The sequence below is a fragment of the Mycobacterium celatum genome (genome assembly GCF_002101595.1).
GTDB classification, from domain to species: domain Bacteria; phylum Actinomycetota; class Actinomycetes; order Mycobacteriales; family Mycobacteriaceae; genus Mycobacterium; species Mycobacterium celatum.
This window is the reverse complement of the sequence record NZ_LQOM01000005.1, coordinates 1-21172: the sequence shown is the minus strand read 5'-3', so window position 1 is coordinate 21172 and position 21172 is coordinate 1. Positions and strand designations below refer to the sequence as shown.

18 protein-coding genes and 4 pseudogenes are annotated in these 21172 nt (G+C 69.1%); 13 read left to right on the top strand and 9 right to left on the bottom strand.

What is annotated here, in order from left to right:
- Positions 1 to 13: 13 nt before the first annotated feature.
- The 7 genes and pseudogenes from AWB95_RS24010 to AWB95_RS00365 form a co-directional block, all read left to right on the top strand.
- A pseudogene (locus AWB95_RS24010) lies at positions 14 to 232 on the top strand (hypothetical protein); the annotation flags it as partial.
- A gap of 572 nt (positions 233 to 804) precedes the next feature.
- Positions 805 to 3642 (top strand): Na+/H+ antiporter subunit A, encoded by a 2838-nt coding sequence (locus AWB95_RS00390; protein WP_085167387.1) that lies wholly within the window; start codon positions 805 to 807, stop codon positions 3640 to 3642.
- Positions 3639 to 4100 carry a Na(+)/H(+) antiporter subunit C gene (locus AWB95_RS00385; protein WP_062541383.1) on the top strand — a complete coding sequence of 154 codons (462 nt, stop codon included), beginning with the start codon at positions 3639 to 3641 and terminating at the stop codon, positions 4098 to 4100. The genes AWB95_RS00390 and AWB95_RS00385 overlap by 4 nt, the downstream gene beginning before the upstream one ends.
- On the top strand, positions 4097 to 5725 hold the full coding sequence (locus tag AWB95_RS00380; protein ID WP_062541382.1) for a Na+/H+ antiporter subunit D: 1629 nt from the start codon (positions 4097 to 4099) through the stop codon (positions 5723 to 5725). Before AWB95_RS00385 ends, AWB95_RS00380 begins: the two co-directional genes overlap by 4 nt.
- A gap of 5 nt (positions 5726 to 5730) precedes the next feature.
- The gene (locus AWB95_RS00375; RefSeq protein WP_062541381.1) at positions 5731 to 6258 is read left to right on the top strand and encodes a Na+/H+ antiporter subunit E; all 528 of its coding nucleotides are present in this window, start codon (positions 5731 to 5733) and stop codon (positions 6256 to 6258) included.
- Complete coding sequence (locus AWB95_RS00370) at positions 6255 to 6518, top strand: monovalent cation/H+ antiporter complex subunit F (protein ID WP_062541380.1); 264 nt, start codon at positions 6255 to 6257, stop codon at positions 6516 to 6518. The genes AWB95_RS00375 and AWB95_RS00370 overlap by 4 nt, the downstream gene beginning before the upstream one ends.
- A pseudogene (locus AWB95_RS00365) lies at positions 6515 to 6826 on the top strand (monovalent cation/H(+) antiporter subunit G); the annotation flags it as partial. The gene AWB95_RS00370 and the pseudogene AWB95_RS00365, both read left to right, overlap by 4 nt.
- Before the next feature lie 15 nt (positions 6827 to 6841).
- Here AWB95_RS00365 and AWB95_RS00360 read toward each other — a convergent pair.
- From AWB95_RS00360 to napA, 6 genes and pseudogenes are all read right to left on the bottom strand, one after another.
- A pseudogene (locus AWB95_RS00360) lies at positions 6842 to 7351 on the bottom strand (DUF222 domain-containing protein); the annotation flags it as partial.
- A 41-nt stretch (positions 7352 to 7392) separates the two neighbouring features.
- Positions 7393 to 8007: an LON peptidase substrate-binding domain-containing protein gene (locus AWB95_RS00355; RefSeq protein WP_062541384.1), complete on the bottom strand. Its 615-nt coding sequence runs from the start codon at positions 8005 to 8007 to the stop codon at positions 7393 to 7395.
- Between the two features lie 23 nt (positions 8008 to 8030).
- Positions 8031 to 9182 (bottom strand): glutamate--cysteine ligase, encoded by a 1152-nt coding sequence (locus tag AWB95_RS00350; protein WP_084707327.1) that lies wholly within the window; start codon positions 9180 to 9182, stop codon positions 8031 to 8033.
- Positions 9163 to 9867 carry a superoxide dismutase[Cu-Zn] gene (gene sodC / locus AWB95_RS00345; RefSeq protein WP_062541377.1) on the bottom strand — a complete coding sequence of 235 codons (705 nt, stop codon included), beginning with the start codon at positions 9865 to 9867 and terminating at the stop codon, positions 9163 to 9165. The genes AWB95_RS00350 and sodC overlap by 20 nt, the downstream gene beginning before the upstream one ends.
- A 9-nt stretch (positions 9868 to 9876) precedes the next feature.
- Positions 9877 to 10338: a LytR C-terminal domain-containing protein gene (locus tag AWB95_RS00340; protein ID WP_062541376.1), complete on the bottom strand. Its 462-nt coding sequence runs from the start codon at positions 10336 to 10338 to the stop codon at positions 9877 to 9879.
- Between the two features lie 52 nt (positions 10339 to 10390).
- A complete protein-coding gene (gene napA / locus AWB95_RS00335) occupies positions 10391 to 10699 on the bottom strand; it encodes a nucleoid-associated protein NapA (protein WP_062541375.1) in 309 nt (102 codons plus the stop codon).
- Between the two features lie 130 nt (positions 10700 to 10829).
- On the opposite strand from napA, the gene AWB95_RS00330 reads away from it, so the two are divergent.
- The 5 genes and pseudogenes from AWB95_RS00330 to AWB95_RS00310 all read left to right on the top strand — a co-directional run.
- Positions 10830 to 11423, top strand: a complete 594-nt coding sequence (locus tag AWB95_RS00330; protein WP_062541374.1) for a peptide deformylase — start codon at positions 10830 to 10832, stop codon at positions 11421 to 11423.
- Positions 11423 to 12280: an N-acetylglutamate synthase, CG3035 family gene (locus AWB95_RS00325; protein WP_062541373.1), complete on the top strand. Its 858-nt coding sequence runs from the start codon at positions 11423 to 11425 to the stop codon at positions 12278 to 12280. Before AWB95_RS00330 ends, AWB95_RS00325 begins: the two co-directional genes overlap by 1 nt.
- Before the next feature lie 2 nt (positions 12281 to 12282).
- Complete coding sequence (locus AWB95_RS00320) at positions 12283 to 13089, top strand: exodeoxyribonuclease III (RefSeq protein ID WP_062541372.1); 807 nt, start codon at positions 12283 to 12285, stop codon at positions 13087 to 13089.
- Between the two features lie 174 nt (positions 13090 to 13263).
- A complete protein-coding gene (locus AWB95_RS00315) occupies positions 13264 to 13701 on the top strand; it encodes a hypothetical protein (RefSeq protein WP_085167385.1) in 438 nt (145 codons plus the stop codon).
- A gap of 39 nt (positions 13702 to 13740) precedes the next feature.
- Positions 13741 to 17898, top strand: a pseudogene (locus AWB95_RS00310) (HAD-IC family P-type ATPase); the annotation flags it as partial.
- Here AWB95_RS00310 and AWB95_RS24050 read toward each other — a convergent pair.
- Positions 17867 to 18121, bottom strand: coding sequence for an Rv1535 domain-containing protein (locus tag AWB95_RS24050; protein WP_373280818.1), 255 nt, complete (start codon positions 18119 to 18121; stop codon positions 17867 to 17869). The pseudogene AWB95_RS00310 and the gene AWB95_RS24050 sit on opposite strands and share 32 nt — an antisense overlap.
- Before the next feature lie 63 nt (positions 18122 to 18184).
- On the opposite strand from AWB95_RS24050, the gene AWB95_RS00305 reads away from it, so the two are divergent.
- Positions 18185 to 18460: a hypothetical protein gene (locus AWB95_RS00305; protein ID WP_099539561.1), complete on the top strand. Its 276-nt coding sequence runs from the start codon at positions 18185 to 18187 to the stop codon at positions 18458 to 18460.
- Here the strand turns inward: AWB95_RS00305 and AWB95_RS00300 are convergent.
- On the bottom strand, positions 18439 to 20601 hold the full coding sequence (locus AWB95_RS00300; RefSeq protein WP_085167382.1) for a SpoIIE family protein phosphatase: 2163 nt from the start codon (positions 20599 to 20601) through the stop codon (positions 18439 to 18441). The two genes, AWB95_RS00305 and AWB95_RS00300, sit on opposite strands and share 22 nt — an antisense overlap.
- A complete protein-coding gene (locus AWB95_RS00295) occupies positions 20598 to 20966 on the bottom strand; it encodes an STAS domain-containing protein (RefSeq protein ID WP_085167380.1) in 369 nt (122 codons plus the stop codon). The genes AWB95_RS00300 and AWB95_RS00295 overlap by 4 nt, the downstream gene beginning before the upstream one ends.
- Between the last annotated feature and the right edge of the window lie 206 nt (positions 20967 to 21172).

Below are 21172 nucleotides of genomic sequence, written 5' to 3'. Positions count from 1 at the left end.
GTCTCATGCTTCCGCGACGGCGCCGGCGCGGCTGGCGTTGAAGGGCCGGCACCCGTTCGCCGTCTACCGGTGGATATTCGAATTGGACCCCGAAGGTTTGCAGCGCACCCGCGTGCGCTCGCAGACGTGGGCGGCATTTCCCGGTCTGCACGGCAAGATCTACCGGGCGCTGGTCATCGGCAGCGGCGGACATCGCGTGGCGGTGCGCTGGACGCTCAAACGCATTGCGGCAGCGGCTGAAACCGATGCCGACTACACAGACACGTTCGAAGCGCCGATCCTTGACGGCGATTCGCGCAGTGTCGAATCTGGCGCACTGGGCAGTGTGGTGCGGTGGATTCACCGCCACGTGCTGAGATTCGACGGGTGGACGGTGGTCCGTTCGGACCCCGACGAGCGCGTGCTCGCGGCGGACGGGCCGCTCATGCGGGCGACCCTGACACTGCGGCGCCACGACGGCCGCGCCTCACTAACGACCCGCCTGCACTACCGGCGCAAGCTCGTCGCCCGAACGGTCTGGGCGGCGGTTGGTCCGCTGCATCGAGTCGTTGCGCCGCGGCTGTTGGCCTTCGCGAGTGTGCGATTCGATACGCAGACCTCGGCGCGTCGCGTATAAAACCGCACACTCGGCACCTATGGCTGTGTGCTAATCCATACACTCACGAAACGCGTTGAGCTGCAACACGTCCCACACGCCGACGGTACGCCCTTGGATTCCGTCGCAGCATGCAGCGCCCGACCAACCGCTAGACTGCCTAGCGAAATAGCCTTCCTATCAGGCTGACACCCCGACACCGGAGTGCCATGCTCGCCATCCTGTTCGCCCACGCGGTCGCTGCTGCGTTGGCGCCGCTGCTGGTGCGCACATGGGGCCGGTTGGCGTTCTACCCGCTCGCCCTGGTGCCGCTCGGGTCGCTGGGGTGGGTGGTGCTGCACTGGCCAAGCCGCGCAGACCACCGCGTCGACATCAGGTGGGTGCCCGAGCTGTCGATGGACATCGCCCTGCGGTTCGACCCGCTGGCCGCGATCATGAGCGTGTTGGTGCTGGGCATCGGCGCGCTGGTGCTGTTCTATTGCGCCGACTACTTCCACCACCGCGACGGTCACACCGAAAATCGGCTGCCCAGCTTCGCCGCCGAACTGGTGGCGTTCTCCGGCGCCATGTTCGGGCTGGTGGTCGCCGACAACATGCTGGTGCTCTACGTGTTCTGGGAGCTGACCACGGTGTTGTCGTTCCTGCTGATCGGCCACTACGCCGAGCGGCTGGTCAGCCGGCGCGCCGCCGTCCAGGCGTTGCTGGTGACCACCGCCGGTGGGCTGGCGATGCTGGCCGGGATCGTCATCCTGGGCCACGCCGCCGGCAGCTATGAGCTCTCCGACATCCTGGCCGCTCCCCCGACGGGCACCGCGGTCGCCGTCGCGGTGCTGCTGATGCTGGTCGGCGGGCTGAGCAAATCGGCGATCGTGCCGCTGCACTTCTGGTTGCCGGGCGCAATGGGCGCGCCGACGCCGGTTAGTGCCTATTTGCACGCCGCCGCGATGGTCAAAGCCGGTGTCTACCTGATCGCGCGGATGGCCCCCGGATTCGCCGACTCGCCGGGCTGGCGCCCCACCGTCGTGATCCTCGGCGTGACCACCATGCTGCTGGCCGGCTGGCGCGCGGTCCGCGAATACGACCTCAAGCTGATCCTGGCGTTCGGCACGGTCAGCCAGCTCGGGCTGATCACTGTGCTGGTCGGCAGCGGCGGCCGCGACCTGATGCTGGCCGGGCTGGCGGTGCTGTGTGCGCACGCGATGTTCAAGGCCGCGCTGTTCATGGTCGTCGGCATCGTCGACCACGCCACCGGGACCCGGGATGTGCGCCGGCTGGCCTGGCTGGGACAGCGCTGCCCGTCGCTGCTGGTGATCGCTGCCACGGCGACCGCCAGCATGGCCGCGCTGCCGCCGTTTCTGGGTTTCGTCGCCAAGGAGGCCGCGTTTGCGACGCTTGCACACGCGCCGTACGTGCTGGGCGTGATAGCCGCCGGCTCGGTGTTCACGATGATCTACAGCGTCCGGTTTCTGTGGGGCGCGTTCGCCCGCAAAGGCCGTCGCGAACCGAGCGCCCCGGTCGCAGGCATGCACCCGCCCACCGCGACGTTCCTGACCGCGCCGGCGATCCTGGCCGCCGCCGGTCTGGTGCTGGGCGTCGAACCGGCACCACTGGGCCGGCTGCTGGATGGCTACGCAGGCAGCGCGAATAGCCTGACGCTGTGGCACGGCGTCGGCCTGCCGCTGGCGTTGTCGGCGGGCGTCACGACGCTGGGTGCCGCGGCTTTCTTCGGCCGGGCCCGGCTGCGTCGTGCCCGGGTTGGCTGGATCCCGCTGGGCAACGCCGATCGCACCTACGACGCCGTGGTCCGCGGCCTCGACCTGATATCGGTGCGGTTGACCGGCGAAACGCAGCGCGGCTCGATCCCCGCCACCCAGTCGGTGGTCCTGTCGACGCTGGCGTTGGTGCCGACGGCGGCGCTGCTGCTCGGCGCCCGGGATCGGCCGCGGTTGGCGCTGTGGGGTTCGCCGTTGCAGCCCACGCTGGCAACGCTGCTGGTGGCAGCCGCGCTGGGCGCGACCATGACCCGCAACCGGCTGGCCGCCGTGCTGATGGTCGGGGTCACCGGCTACGCCTGCGGGGCCATCTTCGCCTTCCACGGCGCGCCCGATCTGGCGCTGACCCAGTTCCTGGTGGAGACGGTGACGCTGGTGATCTTCGTGCTGGTGCTGCGCACACTGCCGGCCGAAATCGATCCGGCCGACATCAGGCGCCACCGGCTGCCCCGCGCGGCGCTGGCGCTGGCCGTCGGCGCCACCGTCACCGTGCTGGCGATGTTCGCCATAGCGGCCCGCCACGGCACCGCGATCGCGAGCCTGCTGCCCGACGCCGCCTACCTGCGCGGTCACGGCGCCAACACCGTCAACGTCCTGCTGGTCGACATCCGGGCGTGGGACACCCTCGGCGAGATCTCGGTGTTGCTGGTCGCCGCGACGGGCGTGGCGTCGCTGGTATTTCGGCACCGACGGTTCGGGTCTGCGCCGCGGATGCCGCGGGCCGGGCAGCCGGATATCGGGAACATTCCGATCACGCCCTACAGCCCGGCGATCGGCGACACCACCTGGCTGCGCGGCAGCGAATACCGTGATCCCCGCCACCGCTCGCTGGTGCTGGAGGTGACCACCCGCATCATCTTCCCGCTGATCATGGTGGTGTCGGTGTACTTCTTCTTCACCGGCCACAACACTCCCGGCGGCGGTTTCGCCGGCGGGCTGACCGCCGGGCTGGCGCTGGTGCTGCGCTATTTGGCCGGCGGCCCTTATGAACTCGGCGAGACGCTGCCGCTGGACGCCGGCAAGATCCTGGGCGTCGGGCTGGGCCTGGCCGCGGGCACCGCGGCGGCGTCGCTGTTGCGCGGGGCGCCGGCGCTGTCGTCGGCGGTGCTGGCTGTCGACCTGCCGGTGCTGGGCCACGTCACGTTCGTCACCGCGTTGTTCTTCGATCTGGGCGTCTATCTGATCGTGGTCGGCCTGGTGCTCGACGTGCTGCGCAGCCTCGGTGTGCGAGTCGGCGAGGACCAGGCCGCGGCTCGCGAGGCGGCCCTCACATGACCGTCTACCTGATTCCGCTGCTCGCGATCGGCGCGCTGGTCAGCTGCGGGGTGTATCTGCTGCTCGAACGCACGCTGACCCGAATGTTGTTGGGGCTGCTGCTGATTGGCAATGCGGTCAATCTGCTGATCATCGCCGTCAGCGGTGCGCCGGGCAATCCGCCGGTGCACGGCCGCGGCAGTCCCGGCAAACCCACCGCCGACCCGCTGGCGCAGGCCATGGTGCTGACCGCGATCGTGATCACGATGGGCGTAGCGGCGTTCGTGCTGGCGCTGGCCTACCGCTCGTACCGGCTGACTGCCGCCGAAGCCGTCGGCAAAGACCCCGAGGACACCCGCGTCGCGCAGCTCTCGCCGGAGGAAGCCGCCGACGTCGACGCCGACCCGGAGGAGCCGTACCCAGACACCGACGAACCGGACGAACTCGACGCGCTGCCCGGCCATCGGGGGTCGCGATGACCCTTGCCGCAACGCTGATCCCGCTGCCCGTGCTGGTGCCCATGCTCGGCGCCGCGGCGACCCTGGTCGCCGGCCGACGCCCACGGCTGCAGCGCCTGATCACGTGGGCCGCGCTGGCGACGATCGTCCTGGTCGGCATCGCGTTGCTGTTCTTGACCGATCGCAACGGCACGCTGGCCCTACACGTCGGCGGCTGGGGCCCAACACCTTTGGGTCCGCTGGGCGTCACGCTGGTGGTCGATCGACTCTCGGCGTTGATGCTGGTGGTGTCGTCGGTCGTGTTGCTGACCGTGGTGGCCTACGCGATCGGTCAGGGTATCCGCGACGGCGACGACCGCCAGCCGGTGTCGATCTTCTTGCCCACCTATCTCGCGCTGGCCGCCGGCGTGTGCATGGCGTTTCTGGCCGGCGATTTGTTCAACCTGTTCGTCGGGTTCGAGGTGCTGCTCTCGGCGAGTTTCGTGTTGTTGACGATCGGCGGCAGCGCCGCGCGGGTGCGCGCCGGCATCGGCTACGTGATGGTGTCGCTGCTGTCGTCGCTGATCTTTTTGTTCGGCATCGCGTTGATCTACGCCGCGACCGGCACCTTGAACATGGCCGAGCTCGCAATCCGCGTCGGCACCGTCAGCCCCGGCATCCGCAGCGCGATGTTCGCGGTGCTGCTGGTCGCCTTCGGCATCAAGGCCGCGGTGTTCCCGCTGTCGGCGTGGCTGCCCGACTCCTACCCCACCGCGCCCGCGCCGGTCACCGCAGTGTTCGCCGGCATCCTGACCAAAGTCGGCATCTACGCGATCATCCGGGCGCATTCGCTGCTGTTCCCCGACGCCGGGCTGAATCATCTGCTGCTGGTGGCCGCGCTGCTGACCATGCTGATCGGCATCCTCGGCGCCATCGCGCAAAGCGACATCAAACGGCTGCTGTCCTTCACCCTGGTCAGCCATATCGGCTACATGGTGTTCGGGGTCGCGCTGTCCACGCAGGCCGGCATGTCCGGGGCCATCTACTACGTGGCGCATCACATCGTCGTGCAGACCACGCTGTTTTTGGCGGCGGGCCTGATCGAACGCCAGGGCGGGGCGTCTTCTCTGCAGCGGCTTGGCGGGCTGGCGGCAAACCCGTTGCTGGCCTTCGTGTTTCTGCTGCCCGCTTTGAATCTCGGTGGTATTCCGCCGTTTTCGGGGTTCATCGGCAAGGTGGCGCTGCTGCGGGCGGGCACGGCCGACGGGTCGGTGCTGGCTTGGCTGCTGGTCGCCGGCGGAGTGCTGACGAGCCTGCTGACGCTGTACGTGGTGGCGCGGGTGTGGTCCAAGGCGTTTTGGCGTCCCCGCGTCGACGCGCCCGACGGGGACCTGGTGGCGGCCCGCACGGCGGCGCTGCTGGAGGAAGTCGAGGACGTTGCGTTCGACGACCGCGACGACGTCGGCCACATGCCGATCGGAATGGTCGCGCCGACGCTGGCACTCATCGGCGTCGGGCTTTCGTTGACCGTGTTGGCCGGGCCGATCTTCGCCTACAGCGACCGGGCGGCTGCCGAGGTGCTCGACCGCGGCAATTACATCTCGGCGGTGCTGTCGCCGCCTGGCGACGATGCGGGCGGAAACGCCCGAGGAGGAGCCGGGCCATGAGACCGATGAGGGCCACGCTGCTGCGGATCGCCATCCTGGTCGCGCTGACCGGCGTGTGGGTGTTGTTGTGGGGCAACTATTCCGCGGCCAATGCGGTCAGCGGGCTGGCGGTCGCCCTCGCGATTACGCTGCTGCTGCCGATGCCGCCGGTGCCGGTCCAGGGCCGGGTGCATCCGCTGTCGGTGCTGCGGTTGGTCGTGCGGGTCGCGTGGTATCTGGTGGTGTCCAGCGTTCAGGTTTCCTGGCTGGCGATCAAACCGGGTCCGGCGCCGCCGTCCGGGGTGCTGCGGGCCGAGGTGTCGATCAAGTCCGACCTCGTGTTGGTCTTCGCGGTCAACATCTTGACGATGATCCCGGGCTCGATCGTGCTGGAGATCGACCAGCTGCGCCGGGTGTTGTATTGCCACGTGATCGACGTCGGCTCGGGCGTGGCCGTCGACCGGTTCTACCGCCAGGTCGCCGAGGTGGAGCGGCTGGTGGTGGCCGCCTATGAGCGCGACGAGGATTGGCAGCCTGCCGAGGAGGCCGCATGAGCGTCTGGTTGATCGCCGGGATTCTGCTGGGCGCCGCGGCGGCCATCACGATGTTCCGACTGCTGGCCGGGCCGAGCACATTGGATCGGCTGGTGGCGGTGGACACGCTGATCGCGGTGACCATGTGCGCGATAGGCACCTGGGCCGCAGCCAGTTTGGACAGCACAGTGACCTACAGTCTGGCGGCGCTGGCGCTGATCAGCTTCGTCGGCTCGGTCAGCGTGGCCCGCTTCCGAGTCCCCGACCGGGACCGCCGATGAGCCCCCTCGACGTCGTCTCCGGTGTGCTGGTGCTGGCCGGCTCAGTGCTGGCGCTGACCGCCGCCATCGGCGTGGTCCGCTTCGGCGACACGCTCTCGCGGATGCATTCCGCGACCAAGCCACAGGTGCTGGGTCTGCTGCTGGTGCTGGCTGGCGCCGCGATCCGGCTGCGTGGCAACTACGACGTCGGAATGCTGGTGCTGACCGGGGCGTTCACAGTGATCACCGCACCGGTGGTCGCACACCGGGTCGGGCAATTGGCGTACCGGGAACAGAACATTCGGGAATCCCTGACGGTTGACGAAATGGAAAGTGGCGATGGCGATCTTGTCCACCTGCCCGGCCAGCCGGCTCTGGGTCATCGACGGCCAGCGCGGCACCGCGAGGGCCAACTGGGCATCCACCCCGGCCAGCACCTCGCGATCGGTGATCAGATCGGTGCGATACACGATCGTCTGAAACACCCGAAAGTCGACGTCGCCGGCACCAAACACCGCACCGAGCTTCGGCAGGCGCTCGCGCATCGCCCGCGCGTAGCGCAACCGGCTGCCCGCCAGCCCCTGGCTGATCCGCAACGCCGCCGCCACCTCCGCGGCCACCGCCGCCTCGGTGTCGATCGCCCACTCCTCGGTGTCCGAACAGCGCGAGAGCCGATAGGCAAACAACTCCCCGATCGCGACCAGCTGCGCAGCCGCAGCCCGATTCTCCGCCCGTGCGCCCGCACAGATCCGATCCAGCAGCACCGCCGACTCGCGGGTGGGAGTCGGATAGTGCCGCTCGAACAGCTCATCAAAGCGGGCAACCACCGCCTCCCGCGCCACTTCATCGAACATACATTCGATTATGCCACAGCGCGCCGACAAGTAACTTCGGCTTACTCCGACAGCTGGAATTCGATTATCGCGGCGACCGACTCGACGGCCTCGCGAAGCGCCGCCAAACGATCTGCCGCCGACGGCGCGGACAACACTGCATAGCGGTCCGCCTGACCCATCGGTACCCGACTTGCCAACGCGTACAACCGCTCTCCCGCGTCATCGGGGCGCGGACCTAACAGCGTGTCGGGTCCCGGCAGCACCACACCACGGGCGCTGGCGATCCGCTCGAACAGCGCCAGCACCTGGTCCTCGACCTCGCGCAGTTGGTCGGCGCCCACCGGATCCCCGGGCTCGTCGGGCCAGAACCGTGCAAGGCCCCGCGGGTAGGGGTCGTCGGGCAGCCATTCGCTCACCCGGATCCGCCCGCGGGTACGGCAGCGTAGCGCATACCGGCCGGAGCCCACATCGATGCATTCGTTGATCGCCGCCACAGTCCCCACATCGCAACGCGCATCGCCGCCACCGACCTCGCGGCCGCGCGAGATCAGCACCACCCCGAACCACGGCTCGGTGCTGCGCATGCAGTCCTGCACCAGCGCGGTGTAGCGCGGCTCGAAGATGCGCAGTGGCAGGTCCTCGCCCGGCAGCAACGCCGACTCGAGCGGAAACATCGGCAGCTCAAATGTTTCCACGATCAGATGTCCAGTTCGCCAACAAGCGCGTCGACGACAGCGCGCAGATCGCCGTCGTGCTCCTCGGCCACCCGGCGCTGCCGTTGATACGACGCCCCGAGCCGCGGAATATCGGCCACGGCAGCCAGTTCGTCGGCGCAGTGCAGCGATTTGGCAACCGGCTCAAGGCGATTGAGCACGTCGGCCAGATGGTCGGTGACGAGGCGCTCGTTGCTGTCGGCGTCGAGGATGATCACCGCGTCCAGGCCATAGCGGGCAGCCCGCCACTTGTTCTCCTGGACATGCCACGGCGGCATGGTCGGCAGCGTCTCACCGGCTTCCAGCCGGCGATCCAGGTCGACCACCAGGCAGTGCGTCAACGCCACCAACGCGGAGAGCTCCCGCAGGTTCGACACCCCGTCGCAGATCCGCACCTCCAGTGTCCCGTTGTGTGGCGAAGGGCGGATGTCCCAACGGATTTCGTCGATATCGTCGATGATCCCGGTTTTCTTCTGGTCATGCACGAATTTCTCGAACTCGGCCCAGGTCTGAAACTGGAACGGCAGGCCGGCGGTTGGCAGCTGCTGGAACATCATCGCCCGGTTGCTCGGATATCCGGTATCCTCACCGCCCCACCACGGCGACGACGCCGAGAGCGCCAGCAGGTGCGGGTAGTAGTCGAGCAGCGACGACATGATCGGCATCACCTTGTGCGCCGAGGACAACCCGACGTGCACGTGCACACCCCAGATCAGCATCTGCCGTCCCCACCACTGGGTGCGCTTGATCAGCTCGGCGTAACGCGGTGCGTCGGTGAGCTTTTGGGCGGACCACCGCGCGAACGGATGGGCGCCCGCGCAGAACAGCTCCATGCCGCGGTCCCGGACGATGGGACGCGCGGTGCGCAGCGTCTCGCGAAGGTCTTCCATCGCTTCGGCGGTGCACTCGCAGACGCCGCTGACGATCTCGACGGTGTTGCGCAGCAATTCCTTGTGGACACGGGGGTTTTCGCCGATCTCTCCCATGACCTCGACGGCTTCGTTGCTCAGGTCACGGGTCTGCGCGTCGACTAGCGCGAATTCCCATTCCACTCCGATCGTCGGCCTTGGCGAGCCGGCGAAATCCACACGCTCGGTTACCCTGTTGCCCGACGGGCTAACCGGAACCAATGACACCGCACGCCACCCGCTTGCCGGCGTCGCCGGTGGCCATGGTGGTCTGGTCGGGTCCGGGCGCGCCGTTGACCTGGGTGTAGCGCTCCGGCGGGATGTTCGCGAAGTTGTCGGCACCCTCGTGGATGACGATCGCCGAGCCGTCGCCGGACACCAGATCCTCCTTGGTGAACGCGTCGGTGGTGGTCACCAGCAGCGCGGCGCCGTCCTTGCGGACCTGCAGCGAGGTCAGGTCACCACTTTCGGGATCTCCGGTATGCCCGGGAGCCTGGTAATGGCCGCCGGCAGAAAGGAAGTCGCCCGGAGGACCGCCGGTCGGGGCAACGGAGTTGGGCTCGCACTTGCCCACCGAGTGGATGTGCACGCCGTGGAACCCGGGGGACAGCTGGCCCAGGCCGGTGGTCTCGATCGTGACGGTCACAAAGCCGTTGTCGAATTCGAACTTCGCCGTGGCAACCTGCACGCCGGTGGGCGACATCAAATGCGTGGTCAGGCTCTCCGGCCGTCCCGGACCGCCCGTCGGCGGCGTGCTGGCCGGCGGCGGCGACCCGGTCCACACCGACGGCGTGGTCCCGGGCGACGTCGCCGGCGGCTGGTTGGGCGAACAAGCGCTCAGCAGCGCGACTGGGACGGCGAGCACTCCGAGGGCGGTTGCGGCGACGACTTTGCGGCTCACGGGCTTGACCATGGGTAGAGACTATCCCGCGACCACCACGATGACGCCGGGCGGCTGGTCGGCCACCTCGGGGACGCGGGGTTCAACCGGAGCATCCAGCAACTTGCCCACCGCGTCGGCGGTCTCCCGCTCCCCGGGGGCATTGCTGAAGTACACCGTGGTGGTCGAGACATCGGGCAACGACAGGTTGCCGACCTCGGCAACGTCGTAACCCTTGCCCTTGAGCTGGTCGGCGGTGCGCCCGGCGACGCCCTCCTGGCCGGAGATGTTGTACACCCGCACCTGGGACTTCGCCGCGGCCGACGTCGACTTCTTCGGCGGCATTGTGCTCGTCGTCACGGTCGACACCGAATCGTCGTCGGAGTGCCCACTCGATCCCATGGCCTGGAAACCCACCAGCAGGAAGATGACGCCGAGAAACAGCAGCACCATCACCATGGCCCGCAGGGGTAGGCCGGAAGAGTCCGGAACACGTTCGTTCATTTCAGCCCACTGTATCCAGGAGTGGGCCCAAACCCACAAAACCGGATAAAGGTCAGGTGACCTCGAAGCCGAGCCGCCGCGCGGCCCGCGCCTTCTGCCGGCTGGCGCGCAACCGTCGCAGCCGTTTCACCAGCATCGGATCGGCGGCCAGCGCCTCAGGCCGATCGACCAGCGCATTGAGCACCTGGTAATAGCGCGTCGCCGACATCGAGAACAACTCCTTGATGGCTTCTTCTTTGGCGCCGGCGTATTTCCACCATTGGCGCTCGAACGCCAGGATGTCGTGTTCGCGGCGGGTCAGCCCATCAACGATTTCAGAGTCGTCCCCCGATCGATTAGCCCGCGCCATAGCGCTGTCCATATCGCTCCTCTGAGCCTTCCCAAGACCCTTCGAATCTCGAATGCTGGCTGTTCCGGCGATTATTCAACCACGCCCGCAACAGCTGACCCGTAACCCTCGCCCGCGAGTCGCCCGCTTAAGCTTGCCGACCATGGCAGTCGTACCCATTCGGATCGTGGGAGATCCGGTCCTGCACACGCCCACCAAGCCGGTGCCGGTGGGCGCGGACGGTTCGCTGCCAACCGATCTGCCCGAGTTGATCACCACCCTCTACGACACCATGGACGCCGCCTACGGCGTCGGCTTGGCCGCCAACCAGATCGGCGTGAGCCTGCGGGTGTTCGTCTACGACTGCGCCGACGACCGCGGGAAAACCGCGCGGCGTCGCGGCGTCGTGATCAACCCGGTGCTGGAGACTTCCGAGGTCCCCGAGACCATGCCCGACCCGGATCACGACGACGAGGGCTGCCTGTCGGTGCCCGGCGAGTCGTTTCCGACCGGACGCGCAAAATGGGCGCGGGTCACCGGACTCGACGCCGACGGCAACGCGGTCACCGTCGAAGGCACCGGTCTGTTCGCCCGAATGCTGCAGCACGAAACCGGGCATCTGGACGGCTTTCTGTATCTGGACCGGCTGATCGGCCGGCACGCACGCGCCGCAAAGCGCGCCGTCAAGTCGCACGGCTGGGGCGTTCCTGGATTGTCCTGGACACCCGGCGAGGGGCCGGACCCGTTCGGGCACTGATGGTTTCGTGGCCCGATCTCGGGACCCGGGTGACGGTTCGCTACCGCAGGCCGGCCGGCAGTGTGCCGCCGCTGACCGACGCGGTGGGCCACCTGCTGGCCGTCGCCCCGCTGGTGCGGGTTCGCACGAAAAGCGGTCAGGTGGTGGAGTTTTCGCCCGACGACGCGGTGGCGGTGCGGGCGCTGACCGACGCGCCGGTGCGTACCTCCCAGATCCGCGCCTTAGAGCATGCGGCCGCGCTGGCCTGGCCGGGCCTCGAGCAGCAGTGGTTGGGCGGCTGGCTGCTGCGAGCGGGACATGGCGCTAGCGTCGAAGTGAATTCAGCTGTGCCGCTGGATGTTTCAGCGACAACCGGAGCCGTCCCATCGATCGTCGATTGGTACACGCAGCGCAACCTGACGCCACTGCTCGCTGTACCCGACCGACTGCTGCGGCTGCCCGATGCCGGTGAGCACGCTCACCGGGTGCTGGTGCGTGACGTGAGCACCACCGACCCCGACCCGGCCGTCAGGCTGACCACCCGCCCCGACGACGACTGGCTGCGCTGTTACCGCGGAGCGGAGCCCGTCGACGTGCTGACCGCCGTGCTCGACGGCGAGCTGGCATTCGGACTCCACGACCGGGCGGCGGCGCGGGCGGCGGTGACCGACGCCCCGGACGGCACCCGCTGGGTCGGCCTGTCGGCGATATCCGACGACCGCTTGTGCGAGGCGCTGCTGGCATGGGGCGCATCCCGCGGTGCAACCCGCGGTTATGTGCGGGTGCTCGACGACGAGCACGCGGCCGGAAGCCTGCTCGAATCGCTGGGTTTCACAGCGCACCACCGGGGCCGCTACCTCGACGTGCATACGCTTTAAGCATGCGGCTCGCCACCTGGAACGTGAACTCGATCCGCACGCGCCTCGACCGCGTGCTCGATTGGCTGCACCGCGCCGAGGTCGACGTGCTAGCGATGCAGGAAACCAAATGCGCCGACGACCAATTTCCGACACTGCCGTTCTTCGAACTCGGCTACGAGGTGGCCCACTGCGGGTTCAACCAATGGAACGGCGTGGCGATCGCATCGCGGGTCGGGCTCGACGACATCGAGGTCGGCTTCGACGGCCAACCGAGCTGGAGCAGCACGCCGGATATCGCGGCCGCTGCGGAAGCACGCGCTTTGGCCGCAACCTGCGGCGGGATCCGGGTGTGGAGTCTTTATGTGCCCAACGGACGCGCGCTGGGCGATCCGCATTACACCTACAAGCTGAATTGGCTTGCCGCGCTGCGTGATACGGCCGCAGGCTGGCTTCGCGACGACCCGTCGGCGCAGATCGCGCTGGTCGGCGACTGGAACATCGCCCCGACCGACGACGACGTCTGGAGCGTCGACTACTACCGCGGCTGCACGCACGTCTCCGAGCCGGAACGCAAAGCGTTCAACGCGATCGTCGACGCTCAATTCGCCGACGTGGTGCGGCCTTTCACGCCCGGACCCGGCGTGTACACCTACTGGGACTACACCCAGCTGGCCTTCCCCAAAGGACGCGGGATGCGCATCGATTTCATCCTCGCCTCACCCGCGCTGGCCGCCCGCGTCGCCGGCGCGCAGATCGTGCGCGATGAGCGCAAAGGCAAAGCGCCCAGCGATCACGCCCCCGTTTTGGTGGATTTGCGCCGGGATTGAGTTATGGCCGGCACCTGTCGGACGGCTGTGCGTTCTCTGTACGTTTGCCCTGCACCGGTCATAGCATTTATGAAGCTGAACAGAATCTCATTGATTCGGTGAACTCCAGCGGTCTGCGGGTATACAACCGTCGTCGAATCGGGGTTCGACAACTCAAGCGGTCAGGGAGTCATCATGGGTGTCATTGACGGCGCGGTGCGCAAAGCGAGTCGAACGGTGGGTCGCGCCGCCGCGGCCACCACTGCCGCCGCGGGCGCGGTGGGCGGCGCCGCGGTCAATGGCACGGTCGGAGCCGTGACCGGTGCGGCGGCCGGCGTGCAAAAGGGAATCAGCTCCGGCAGCCATTCGGTACCGGCGGCGGCGCTGGCATTGGGTGCGCTGGGCGTTGCCGGGCTGGTCGAGTGGCCGGTGCTGTTGGCCGTCGGCGGCGGCGCATTGGTGTTGCGGCAGCTGAACCGCCCGCGCGACACCGCCACGCCGGCGAAGACCACTGCCGGCGCCGCGCCGGCCAAGAAGTCCGCCCCCGCGAAGAAGTCGACCGGTTCGACAACCCAGGCCAAAAAAACACCAGCACGGCGCTCGCGCGGCACCCAATCGCGTGCCCGCCGTTAGTTCACCGGATTGAGTACCGTCGAATCCGTGCGAAGATCCATGCCTCTGCGCGCGGTCGCCATGGGCTTTCAAACCCTGAGCACGACAGCCTCCGTCGGCGCCAGCATGGTCGCCATCCCGGTGCGCGAAGCCGTCAGAGCGGTGTCGGGCGAGCTGCCCGGCCCGCCACTGAACCGGCATTGCTGGCGCGGACACAACCGCGCCTGGATCGAGGTGCGCGGCCTGGACCGCCCCGACGGCGACGCGCTGGGACTCGCAGTGCTCGACGCGATCACCGCCCGCCCTGGGGTCGTCGCGGCAAAGCTGAACCGTCCGCTGTCGCGGGTGGTCGTCGAGCTCGACGGCGACCACGTGTCACTGCGTGAGCTGTGTCGGGCGGTCGACGACGCCGAAACCGGCCGCGCGGACGGCGAACGCCCCCAACCGTTGCCCGGCGACGGCCTGCTGATGGCCACCAAGGCGGTCGCGGTCGGCGCCACCGCCGCCGGAATGGGCGCGGCGCTGGCCGGCCGGGTGCTGCGCTGGCCGCGCCTGCCGGACACCGTCGAGGCGGCGGTAGTGGCCGTGGACTACCAACCGCGGCTGCGCCGTCTGCTCGAGGACCGGATCGGCCACCCGGCCACCGACACTGCCCTGACGCTGGCGATGACGGCCGCGCACATCATCTCGCTCGCACCGGCGTCGCTGGCGGTCGACCTGATGATGGAAACAATCAAGGCCGTCGAGTGCCGCGCCGAGGCGCAGGCCTGGCGCCGCCACGAGCCGAGGCTGGCGGCCCACGCCGATCACCTCGACCTTCACCCGCCGTCGCGGCCGGTGCCGGCGCCACCGGGGCCCGCCGAGCGCCACGCCCAGCGCGCCGCGTACGCGCAAGCCGTCGGGGCAGGCGTCGTCGGCGCCGCCGCCCGCAGCGTCAACATGGCCGGCACGGCGGCGTTGGTGGCCGCGCCGAAGGCGCTGCGTACCACCCGCGAGTCGTTCGCCGCAGCGCTCGGCCAGGGGTTGTCCGACCATCACGGGGTGCTGCCGTTGCGTCCGCACAGCCTGCGCCGGCTCGACCAGGTCGACGCGCTTCTCGTCGACCCCCGGGTGTTGTGCACCGACAAATTGCGGGTGGTGCGCGTCCGCGGTGCCCGCGACGACGAACTGGCGCAGGCGTGGGAGCGCGCCCAGGCGCTGCTCGACGACGCCGATGTGGGCTGGCACCGGGTTCCCGGCGGGCGGGGACGCAGAGTCGAAGCGCTGATCTGTCCCACCCACGACCCGCTGGCCCCGGCGGTGATGGCCGAGGCCCGCCGCTGCGGTGTGGACCTGATCTCCGTCGACACTGACGCGCTCGGCGAACTGCGGCCCGCGTTCGACGACGTGCGGCCGCTGGATGTCGGATCGGTCGACGACGCGCTCACCGACGCCCTGGCGCAGCTGCAGCAAGACGGTCACACCGTGGCGGTGCTGTCGTCGGCCGCGGCGCAGGCGTTGTCGTCGGCCGACGTGGCGCTCGGCCTCATCCCTAGCGACGAGGGCGAGCCGCCGCCCTGGTATGCCGATCTGCTGCTACCCGATTTGGCGGGCGTCTGGCGGGTACTGCACGCGCTGCCGGCCGCGAAGGCCGCCACCCGGCGCGGCATCGAAATATCCACCGGCGCTTCGGCTTTGGGCGCGCTGCTGATGCTTCCCGGCGTCCGCGGCCGCGGCCCCGGCCCGGTGACCACCGGCGCGGCCGCCGGCCTGCTGTCGGGCTACTGGCTGGCCCGCGGGGTGATCGGTGCGCCGACACCGCGCCCGGCTCCGGTCCAAGAGTGGCACGCGATGACCGTCGAGCAGGTCCGCCGGGAGCTGCCGCCGCCCGCCGCGCCCGACGTCGCCAAGCCCAGCCGCGCGGTCGCCACGGCTCAACGCGGCGCCGAGATCACCGCACGGCCCGGCCGCGCGGTCTGGAATTTCGCCAAGGCCGTGCGCGCAGAGCTGTCCGACCCGCTGACCCCGGTGCTGGCGCTCGGCTCGGCGGCGAGCGCGGTGCTGGGTTCACCGGTCGACGCGGTGCTGGTCGGCTCGGTGCTCACCGGCAACGCCGTGCTGGCCGCCAGCCAGCGGCTGCGCGCCGAGAGCCGGCTGAACCAGTTGCTGGCCTTGCAGATTCCGCCGGCCCGCAAAGTCACCGCCGACGGCTACGTCGACGTCAAAGCGGCGCAACTGCGGCCCGGCGACGTGATCGAGGTGCGCACCCACGAGGTAGTGCCCGCCGACGCTCGCTTGATCGAGGAAGAAGACCTCGAGGTCGACGAGTCCACGCTCACCGGTGAGTCTCTGCCCGTCGAAAAGCAAACCGAGCCGACCCCGGGCGTGGAGCTTGCCGACCGTCGCTGCATGGTGTTCGCCGGGACCACCGTCGTGGCCGGCACCGCGCGGGCGCTGGTCACCGCCGTCGGCGCCGACACCCAGGCCCGGCGTGCCGCCGAACTCGCGTCCGGTGAGCTGCCCGACGTCGGGCTGCAACACCAGCTCAGCCAGCTCACCAACCGCGCCTTCCCGGTCAGCATGGCCGGCGGCGTACTGGTCAGCGCGCTGGGGTTGTTGCGCCGCAAGGGTTTACGCCAGGCGGTGGCCAGCGGCATCGCCGTCACCGTGGCCGCCGTGCCCGAAGGGATGCCGCTGGTGGCCACCCTCGCCCAGGCGGCGTCGGCCCGGCGGCTGACCAATTACGGTGCGCTGGTACGCATTCCGCGGTCGGTGGAGGCGCTCGGCCGCGTCGACGTGGTGTGCTTCGACAAGACCGGCACGCTGTCCGAGAACCGGCTGCGGGTGTCGCAGGTGCATCCTGTGGCGGGCCGCTCGCGCGAGGAGGTGCTGCACTGTGCCGCGCACGCCGCGCCGACCGCCAACGGCAACCCGCACGTGCACGCCACCGACCGGGCCATCATCGAGGCGGCGCAGTCGGTGAACGGCGCCGTTGATGGGTACAAGCCCACCGACGAGCCCGACGCTCATCTGCCGTTCCGGTCGGGCAGGTCGTTCTCGGCCTCGGTGTCCGGCGACCAGCTCACCGTCAAGGGCGCGCCGGAAGTCGTGTTGCGCGCCTGCCGAAATGGCGCCGCCGACTCCGAGCGCACGGTGCGTCGCCTGGCGGGCGAAGGGCTGCGGGTGATCGCCGTGGCACGCCGGCAGCTGACCCCCGAGCAGGCTCAGGCGGTCCAGGACGACGAGGACGCCATCGACGACTTGTGCCGCGACGGCTTGTCACTGACCGGGTTCCTCGGCCTGTCCGACACTCCGCGGGCCCAGTCGACCGGTCTGCTGGCCGACCTGGCCGAACGCAACATGGCCATCCGGCTGATCACCGGCGACCACCCGATCACCGCCACCGCGATCGCCGCGGAGCTGGGCATGCCGGTGACACCCGAGCAGGTGATCACCGGCGCAGAGTGGGACGAGTTGTCCCGCAAGGACCAGGAACGCGCCGTCGCCGAGCGGGTGATCTTCGCCCGGATGTCGCCGGAGAACAAGGTGCAGATCGTCCAGACGCTGGAACGCACCGGCAAGGTGTGCGCGATGGTCGGCGACGGCTCCAACGACGCCGCCGCGATCCGGGCCGCGACCGTCGGCATCGCCGTCGTCGCCCGCGGCAGCGACCCGGCCAGCGTGGCGGCCGACGTGGTGCTCGTCGACGGCCGGATCGAGGCGCTGCTACATGCGATCGACGAAGGCCGCGAGCTGTGGCGGCGGGTGCAGGCGGCGGTGTCGGTGCTGCTCGGCGGCAACGCGGGCGAGGTGGGGTTCGCGATCATCGGCAGCGCGCTGACCGGCAGTTCGCCGCTGAACACCCGCCAGCTGCTGCTGGTGAACATGCTCACCGACGCGCTGCCGGCAGCGGCGCTGGCCGTCAGCCAGACGAGCGGCTCGGGCAACCGCGACGGACGCGGACCCGATCAGCACGCGCTGTGGCGTGCGGTCGCGATCCGCGGGACGACGACGGCGGCGGCCGCGACCGCGGCCTGGGCGATGGCCGGGGTCACCGGGCGGCCGCGGCGCGCCTCGACGGTGGCCCTGGTCGCGCTGGTGTCCGCCCAGCTGGGGCAGACGCTGCTCGATTCGCACGCCCCGCTGGTGGTGCTCACCGCCGGGGGCTCGCTGGTCGCCATGGGGACGCTGATCAGCATCCCCGGCGTCAGCCAGCTGCTCGGCTGTACACCGCTCGGGCCGATCGGCTGGGCGCAGGGGCTGGGATCAGCCGCGGTGGCAACCGGCGCGGTGGCCGTCGCGAACCGTCTGCTGTCGGGTCAGCGCAGCGACTCTGACCAGCCGGAACAACCTCCAGAACACCGGCCCGCCACAGCGCCGCGTACAACTCGATCACCGGAACGGTCAACACAACAGCGAACGCGCAAGCTAGTGGATCGGCCAGAGCATCGGTCGTCGACATACGTCCGACAGTGATGGCAGCACCCGGCCCGACGGCAAACCCAACGTGTCAGAAAGGCAAATGATGGTGGAAAAGAAGACGCGCCGCGGCACCTCCCAGCGCGAAGCCGTCGACCACATCCGCGAGGGCGAGACCTTCTTCGTGAACCTGCCGGTCGTGGGACGGGTCGAAGTTCCGCGGCCCGAGCAGCTGGCCTACTACGGCGGTTTGGCCGCCCTGGCCGCGTTCGAGCTGATCGACTGGCCGGTCGCGCTGGTGATCGCCGCGGGCCACATCCTGGCCAGCAACCACCACAACAAACTGCTCGAGGAGCTCGGTCAGGCCATGGAAGAGGTCTGACCCGCCGCGTGATCGAACCGCAGGCTGATCCGGGTCCCCGCAGCGGTGCGCTCGGTCTGGACGTGGTCAGCGAGCCCGTTGATCAGCGTGAGCCCGCGTCCGCGCTGCTGGCTGCGCAGGCTGGCCGACGAATCCCCTGACCACCGGCCGGCATCGCTGACGGTCACGGCCACACTGCCGCCGCACACGAACCCCTCGATGGAAACCGTGCCGGCGTGATCGGCGCGGCTGCCGTGTTCGATCGCGTTGGTGACCGCCTCGCCGGTGGCCAGCAGGATGTCGGCCTCGCGTGGCGGGTCGGCTACGACGGCGGACAGCCACCGGCGCAGCCGGTGCCGCGCATCCGCGATGTGGCTCACCTCGGCGGGTATCACGGTGGCGAAGCTGCGCGCGGCGGCGTGGCTGGGCCGCAGCGCCAGCACGGCCACGTCGTCGGTGTAGCCGCCCGGCGGGCGCATCCGGTCGACCAGCACCGCACAGATGTCTGAAACCGGCAGATCGGTACAGTCCGCGGCTGCGGCCCGTAACCGCGCGAATCCGTGGTCGAGGGCCTCGCCGGGTCGCTCGATCAGCCCGTCGGTGTAGAACAGGACCAGACTTCCGGGCGGCAACTCGGTTCCCGCGGCGTCGCGGGCGGACTGGCGTTCCCATACCCCCACCGGCGGCCGGCGGCCGGACTGCAGGAAGACCGGCTCCTTACCGGGCGCGAGCAGCAACGGGTAGGGATGGCCGGCGCAGGTGTAGCTGATGCCGGCCCCATCGTTGCCGACGTCGATGACTGCGTAGGTCAGCGTCGCGCAGCGCGCGCCCTGAACCGTCATCGCGTAGCGGTCCATCGCGGTGAGCACTGCGGCGGGGTCGGCGTCGGTGAGGGCGGTGGCGGCCACCGCGGCGCGCAGCCGGCTCATCACGATCGCGGCGGGAAGCCCGTGTCCGACGACGTCGCCGACCGAGACCGCGAGCCGCCCGTGGCGATCGAGCGGGGTGACCAGATACCAGTCGCCGCCGACGCGCAGCGCCTCGCCGGCGGGCTGGTACGTGGCGGCGACGACGGCGGCGGTGCTCCCGCGGTCCAGGTCGAGCAGATGCTCCTGGAAGTCGGCGGCGATCTGGTGCTCGCGCTGCAAGTCGCGGATCCGGTCGACGGCCGACTGGGTGATCTCCGCCATGCGGGCAGACAACCCGAGCTCGGCGTCGCTGAACGTACGGGGTTCGGGCCACAGCAGCATCAGAGCGCCGATCACCCGCCCGGCCCCGCCGCGCAGCGGATGGATGACGAGGGCACGAACGACGTCGGCGCCGTCCTGCACGGCGTGCTGATAGCGCGGCGGCAGGCTGAAAGTGTCGGAGATGACCACCCGCTCACCGGTTTTGATGGCGTCCCCCAGCACCAACGGCGCGTGCAGCCCGACCACATGGTAGCGGTCCCGCAGCTCGGTGGGCACCGCGCCGGCGTAGTCGATGTGGATGTTGTCCTCGTCGTCGAGCAGCCCTATCCCGACAGCGGTGGCGTCACCGGCCGACTGCAGCAGCGCGGGCAGGATGCCGGGGACCGACTCGATGGCCTGCAGCGCGATGTCGAGTTGTTCCGTTGCAGCAGAACGTCTTTCGCGGGCAGCGGCGGACAGCCGCGCGGCGAGCCGGTCGCTGAGCACCCGTTCGGTGGTTTCGAACGACGGGCAGAAGATCCCGTAGATGGAGCCGTCCTCGCCGATCAGCGGGCTGTAGGTGAACGTGAAATAGCGTTCCTGGCGCCGGCCGCCGGTCGCCATCGGCAGCATCAGATCATGCGACCAGGTGGCCTCGCCAGTGGCGATGACGCCGGCGAGCATCGGGCTGATCGGTTCCCAGATGTCCCACCACACGTCACGGCCGGGCCGGCCCAGCGCCGCGGGATGCTTGTCGCCCAGGATCTGGATGTAGGCGTCGTTGTAGACCAGGAACAGATCCTCGGCGCCCAACCACAGCACGATCGGAAACCTTGAGGTCAATACCAGCGCCACCGCCGAGCGCACTTCGGCGGGCCAATCCTGAGCAGACCCCAAAGGATGTGCGGCCCAGTCGAATTCGGCGAACAGCTGACCCAGTTCGCCGCCGAGTTCGACCGCAGCGGCGAGATCAGCCGGTAGGTGCTCGCTCACGTCTGTTGAGGATGGCGATCCTGCAGCGCATCGGTCAGCGTCGGGAAGATCTGCAGGACGCTGTCCAGGTTGGTTACTTCGATCGGCCGGATCACCAGGTCGTTGTCGGCCACCAGCCGCACCGACGTTCCCGCTTCGGCTCCTTGCCGGTGGCAGTCGAGCACTGCATTGAGCCCGGCGCTGCCGAAGTAGGTCAGCGACTGCAGGTCGATGACGAGCAGCTTGGCGACATGTGTTTCGGCTTGGCGCAGCGCGGCGCCCAGATCCGAGATCAGCCCGCCGACGGTACTGGAGTCCACTTCGCCCTTGACGTGCACGACGACTGCTTCCGGCACCACTTCACAGTCGACCGCCAACAACTCCATCCATTCACCCGCTTCGATGTGTGCGGCCCGAAGACCGCTGATGCAAAGTCGACTGACAGACGAAATGCGGTGCCGACTCGCCGTCTATGCAGCCCAACGTCTACCGAGCCTAGCCCGGTCGCGAGGCTAAGTGGTCTGCGACATAATTACAGTGACGTAATTTAGATCCCACACTTTTGTACGATTACGTGTCATGGTTCCCTCAA

Coding starts and splice junctions, on each gene's coding strand:
- AWB95_RS00390 (WP_085167387.1), top strand. CDS start 805: ATGCTCGCCATCCTGTTCGCCCACGCGGTCGCTGCTGCGTTGGCGCCG.
- AWB95_RS00385 (WP_062541383.1), top strand. CDS start 3,639: ATGACCGTCTACCTGATTCCGCTGCTCGCGATCGGCGCGCTGGTCAGC.
- AWB95_RS00380 (WP_062541382.1), top strand. CDS start 4,097: ATGACCCTTGCCGCAACGCTGATCCCGCTGCCCGTGCTGGTGCCCATG.
- AWB95_RS00375 (WP_062541381.1), top strand. CDS start 5,731: ATGAGGGCCACGCTGCTGCGGATCGCCATCCTGGTCGCGCTGACCGGC.
- AWB95_RS00370 (WP_062541380.1), top strand. CDS start 6,255: ATGAGCGTCTGGTTGATCGCCGGGATTCTGCTGGGCGCCGCGGCGGCC.
- AWB95_RS00355 (WP_062541384.1), bottom strand. CDS start 8,007: ATGTTTCCGCTCGAGTCGGCGTTGCTGCCGGGCGAGGACCTGCCACTG.
- sodC (WP_062541377.1), bottom strand. CDS start 9,867: ATGGTCAAGCCCGTGAGCCGCAAAGTCGTCGCCGCAACCGCCCTCGGA.
- AWB95_RS00340 (WP_062541376.1), bottom strand. CDS start 10,338: ATGAACGAACGTGTTCCGGACTCTTCCGGCCTACCCCTGCGGGCCATG.
- napA (WP_062541375.1), bottom strand. CDS start 10,699: ATGGACAGCGCTATGGCGCGGGCTAATCGATCGGGGGACGACTCTGAA.
- AWB95_RS00330 (WP_062541374.1), top strand. CDS start 10,830: ATGGCAGTCGTACCCATTCGGATCGTGGGAGATCCGGTCCTGCACACG.
- AWB95_RS00325 (WP_062541373.1), top strand. CDS start 11,423: ATGGTTTCGTGGCCCGATCTCGGGACCCGGGTGACGGTTCGCTACCGC.
- AWB95_RS00320 (WP_062541372.1), top strand. CDS start 12,283: ATGCGGCTCGCCACCTGGAACGTGAACTCGATCCGCACGCGCCTCGAC.
- AWB95_RS00315 (WP_085167385.1), top strand. CDS start 13,264: ATGGGTGTCATTGACGGCGCGGTGCGCAAAGCGAGTCGAACGGTGGGT.
- AWB95_RS24050 (WP_373280818.1), bottom strand. CDS start 18,121: ATGTCGACGACCGATGCTCTGGCCGATCCACTAGCTTGCGCGTTCGCT.
- AWB95_RS00305 (WP_099539561.1), top strand. CDS start 18,185: ATGGTGGAAAAGAAGACGCGCCGCGGCACCTCCCAGCGCGAAGCCGTC.
- AWB95_RS00295 (WP_085167380.1), bottom strand. CDS start 20,966: ATGGAGTTGTTGGCGGTCGACTGTGAAGTGGTGCCGGAAGCAGTCGTC.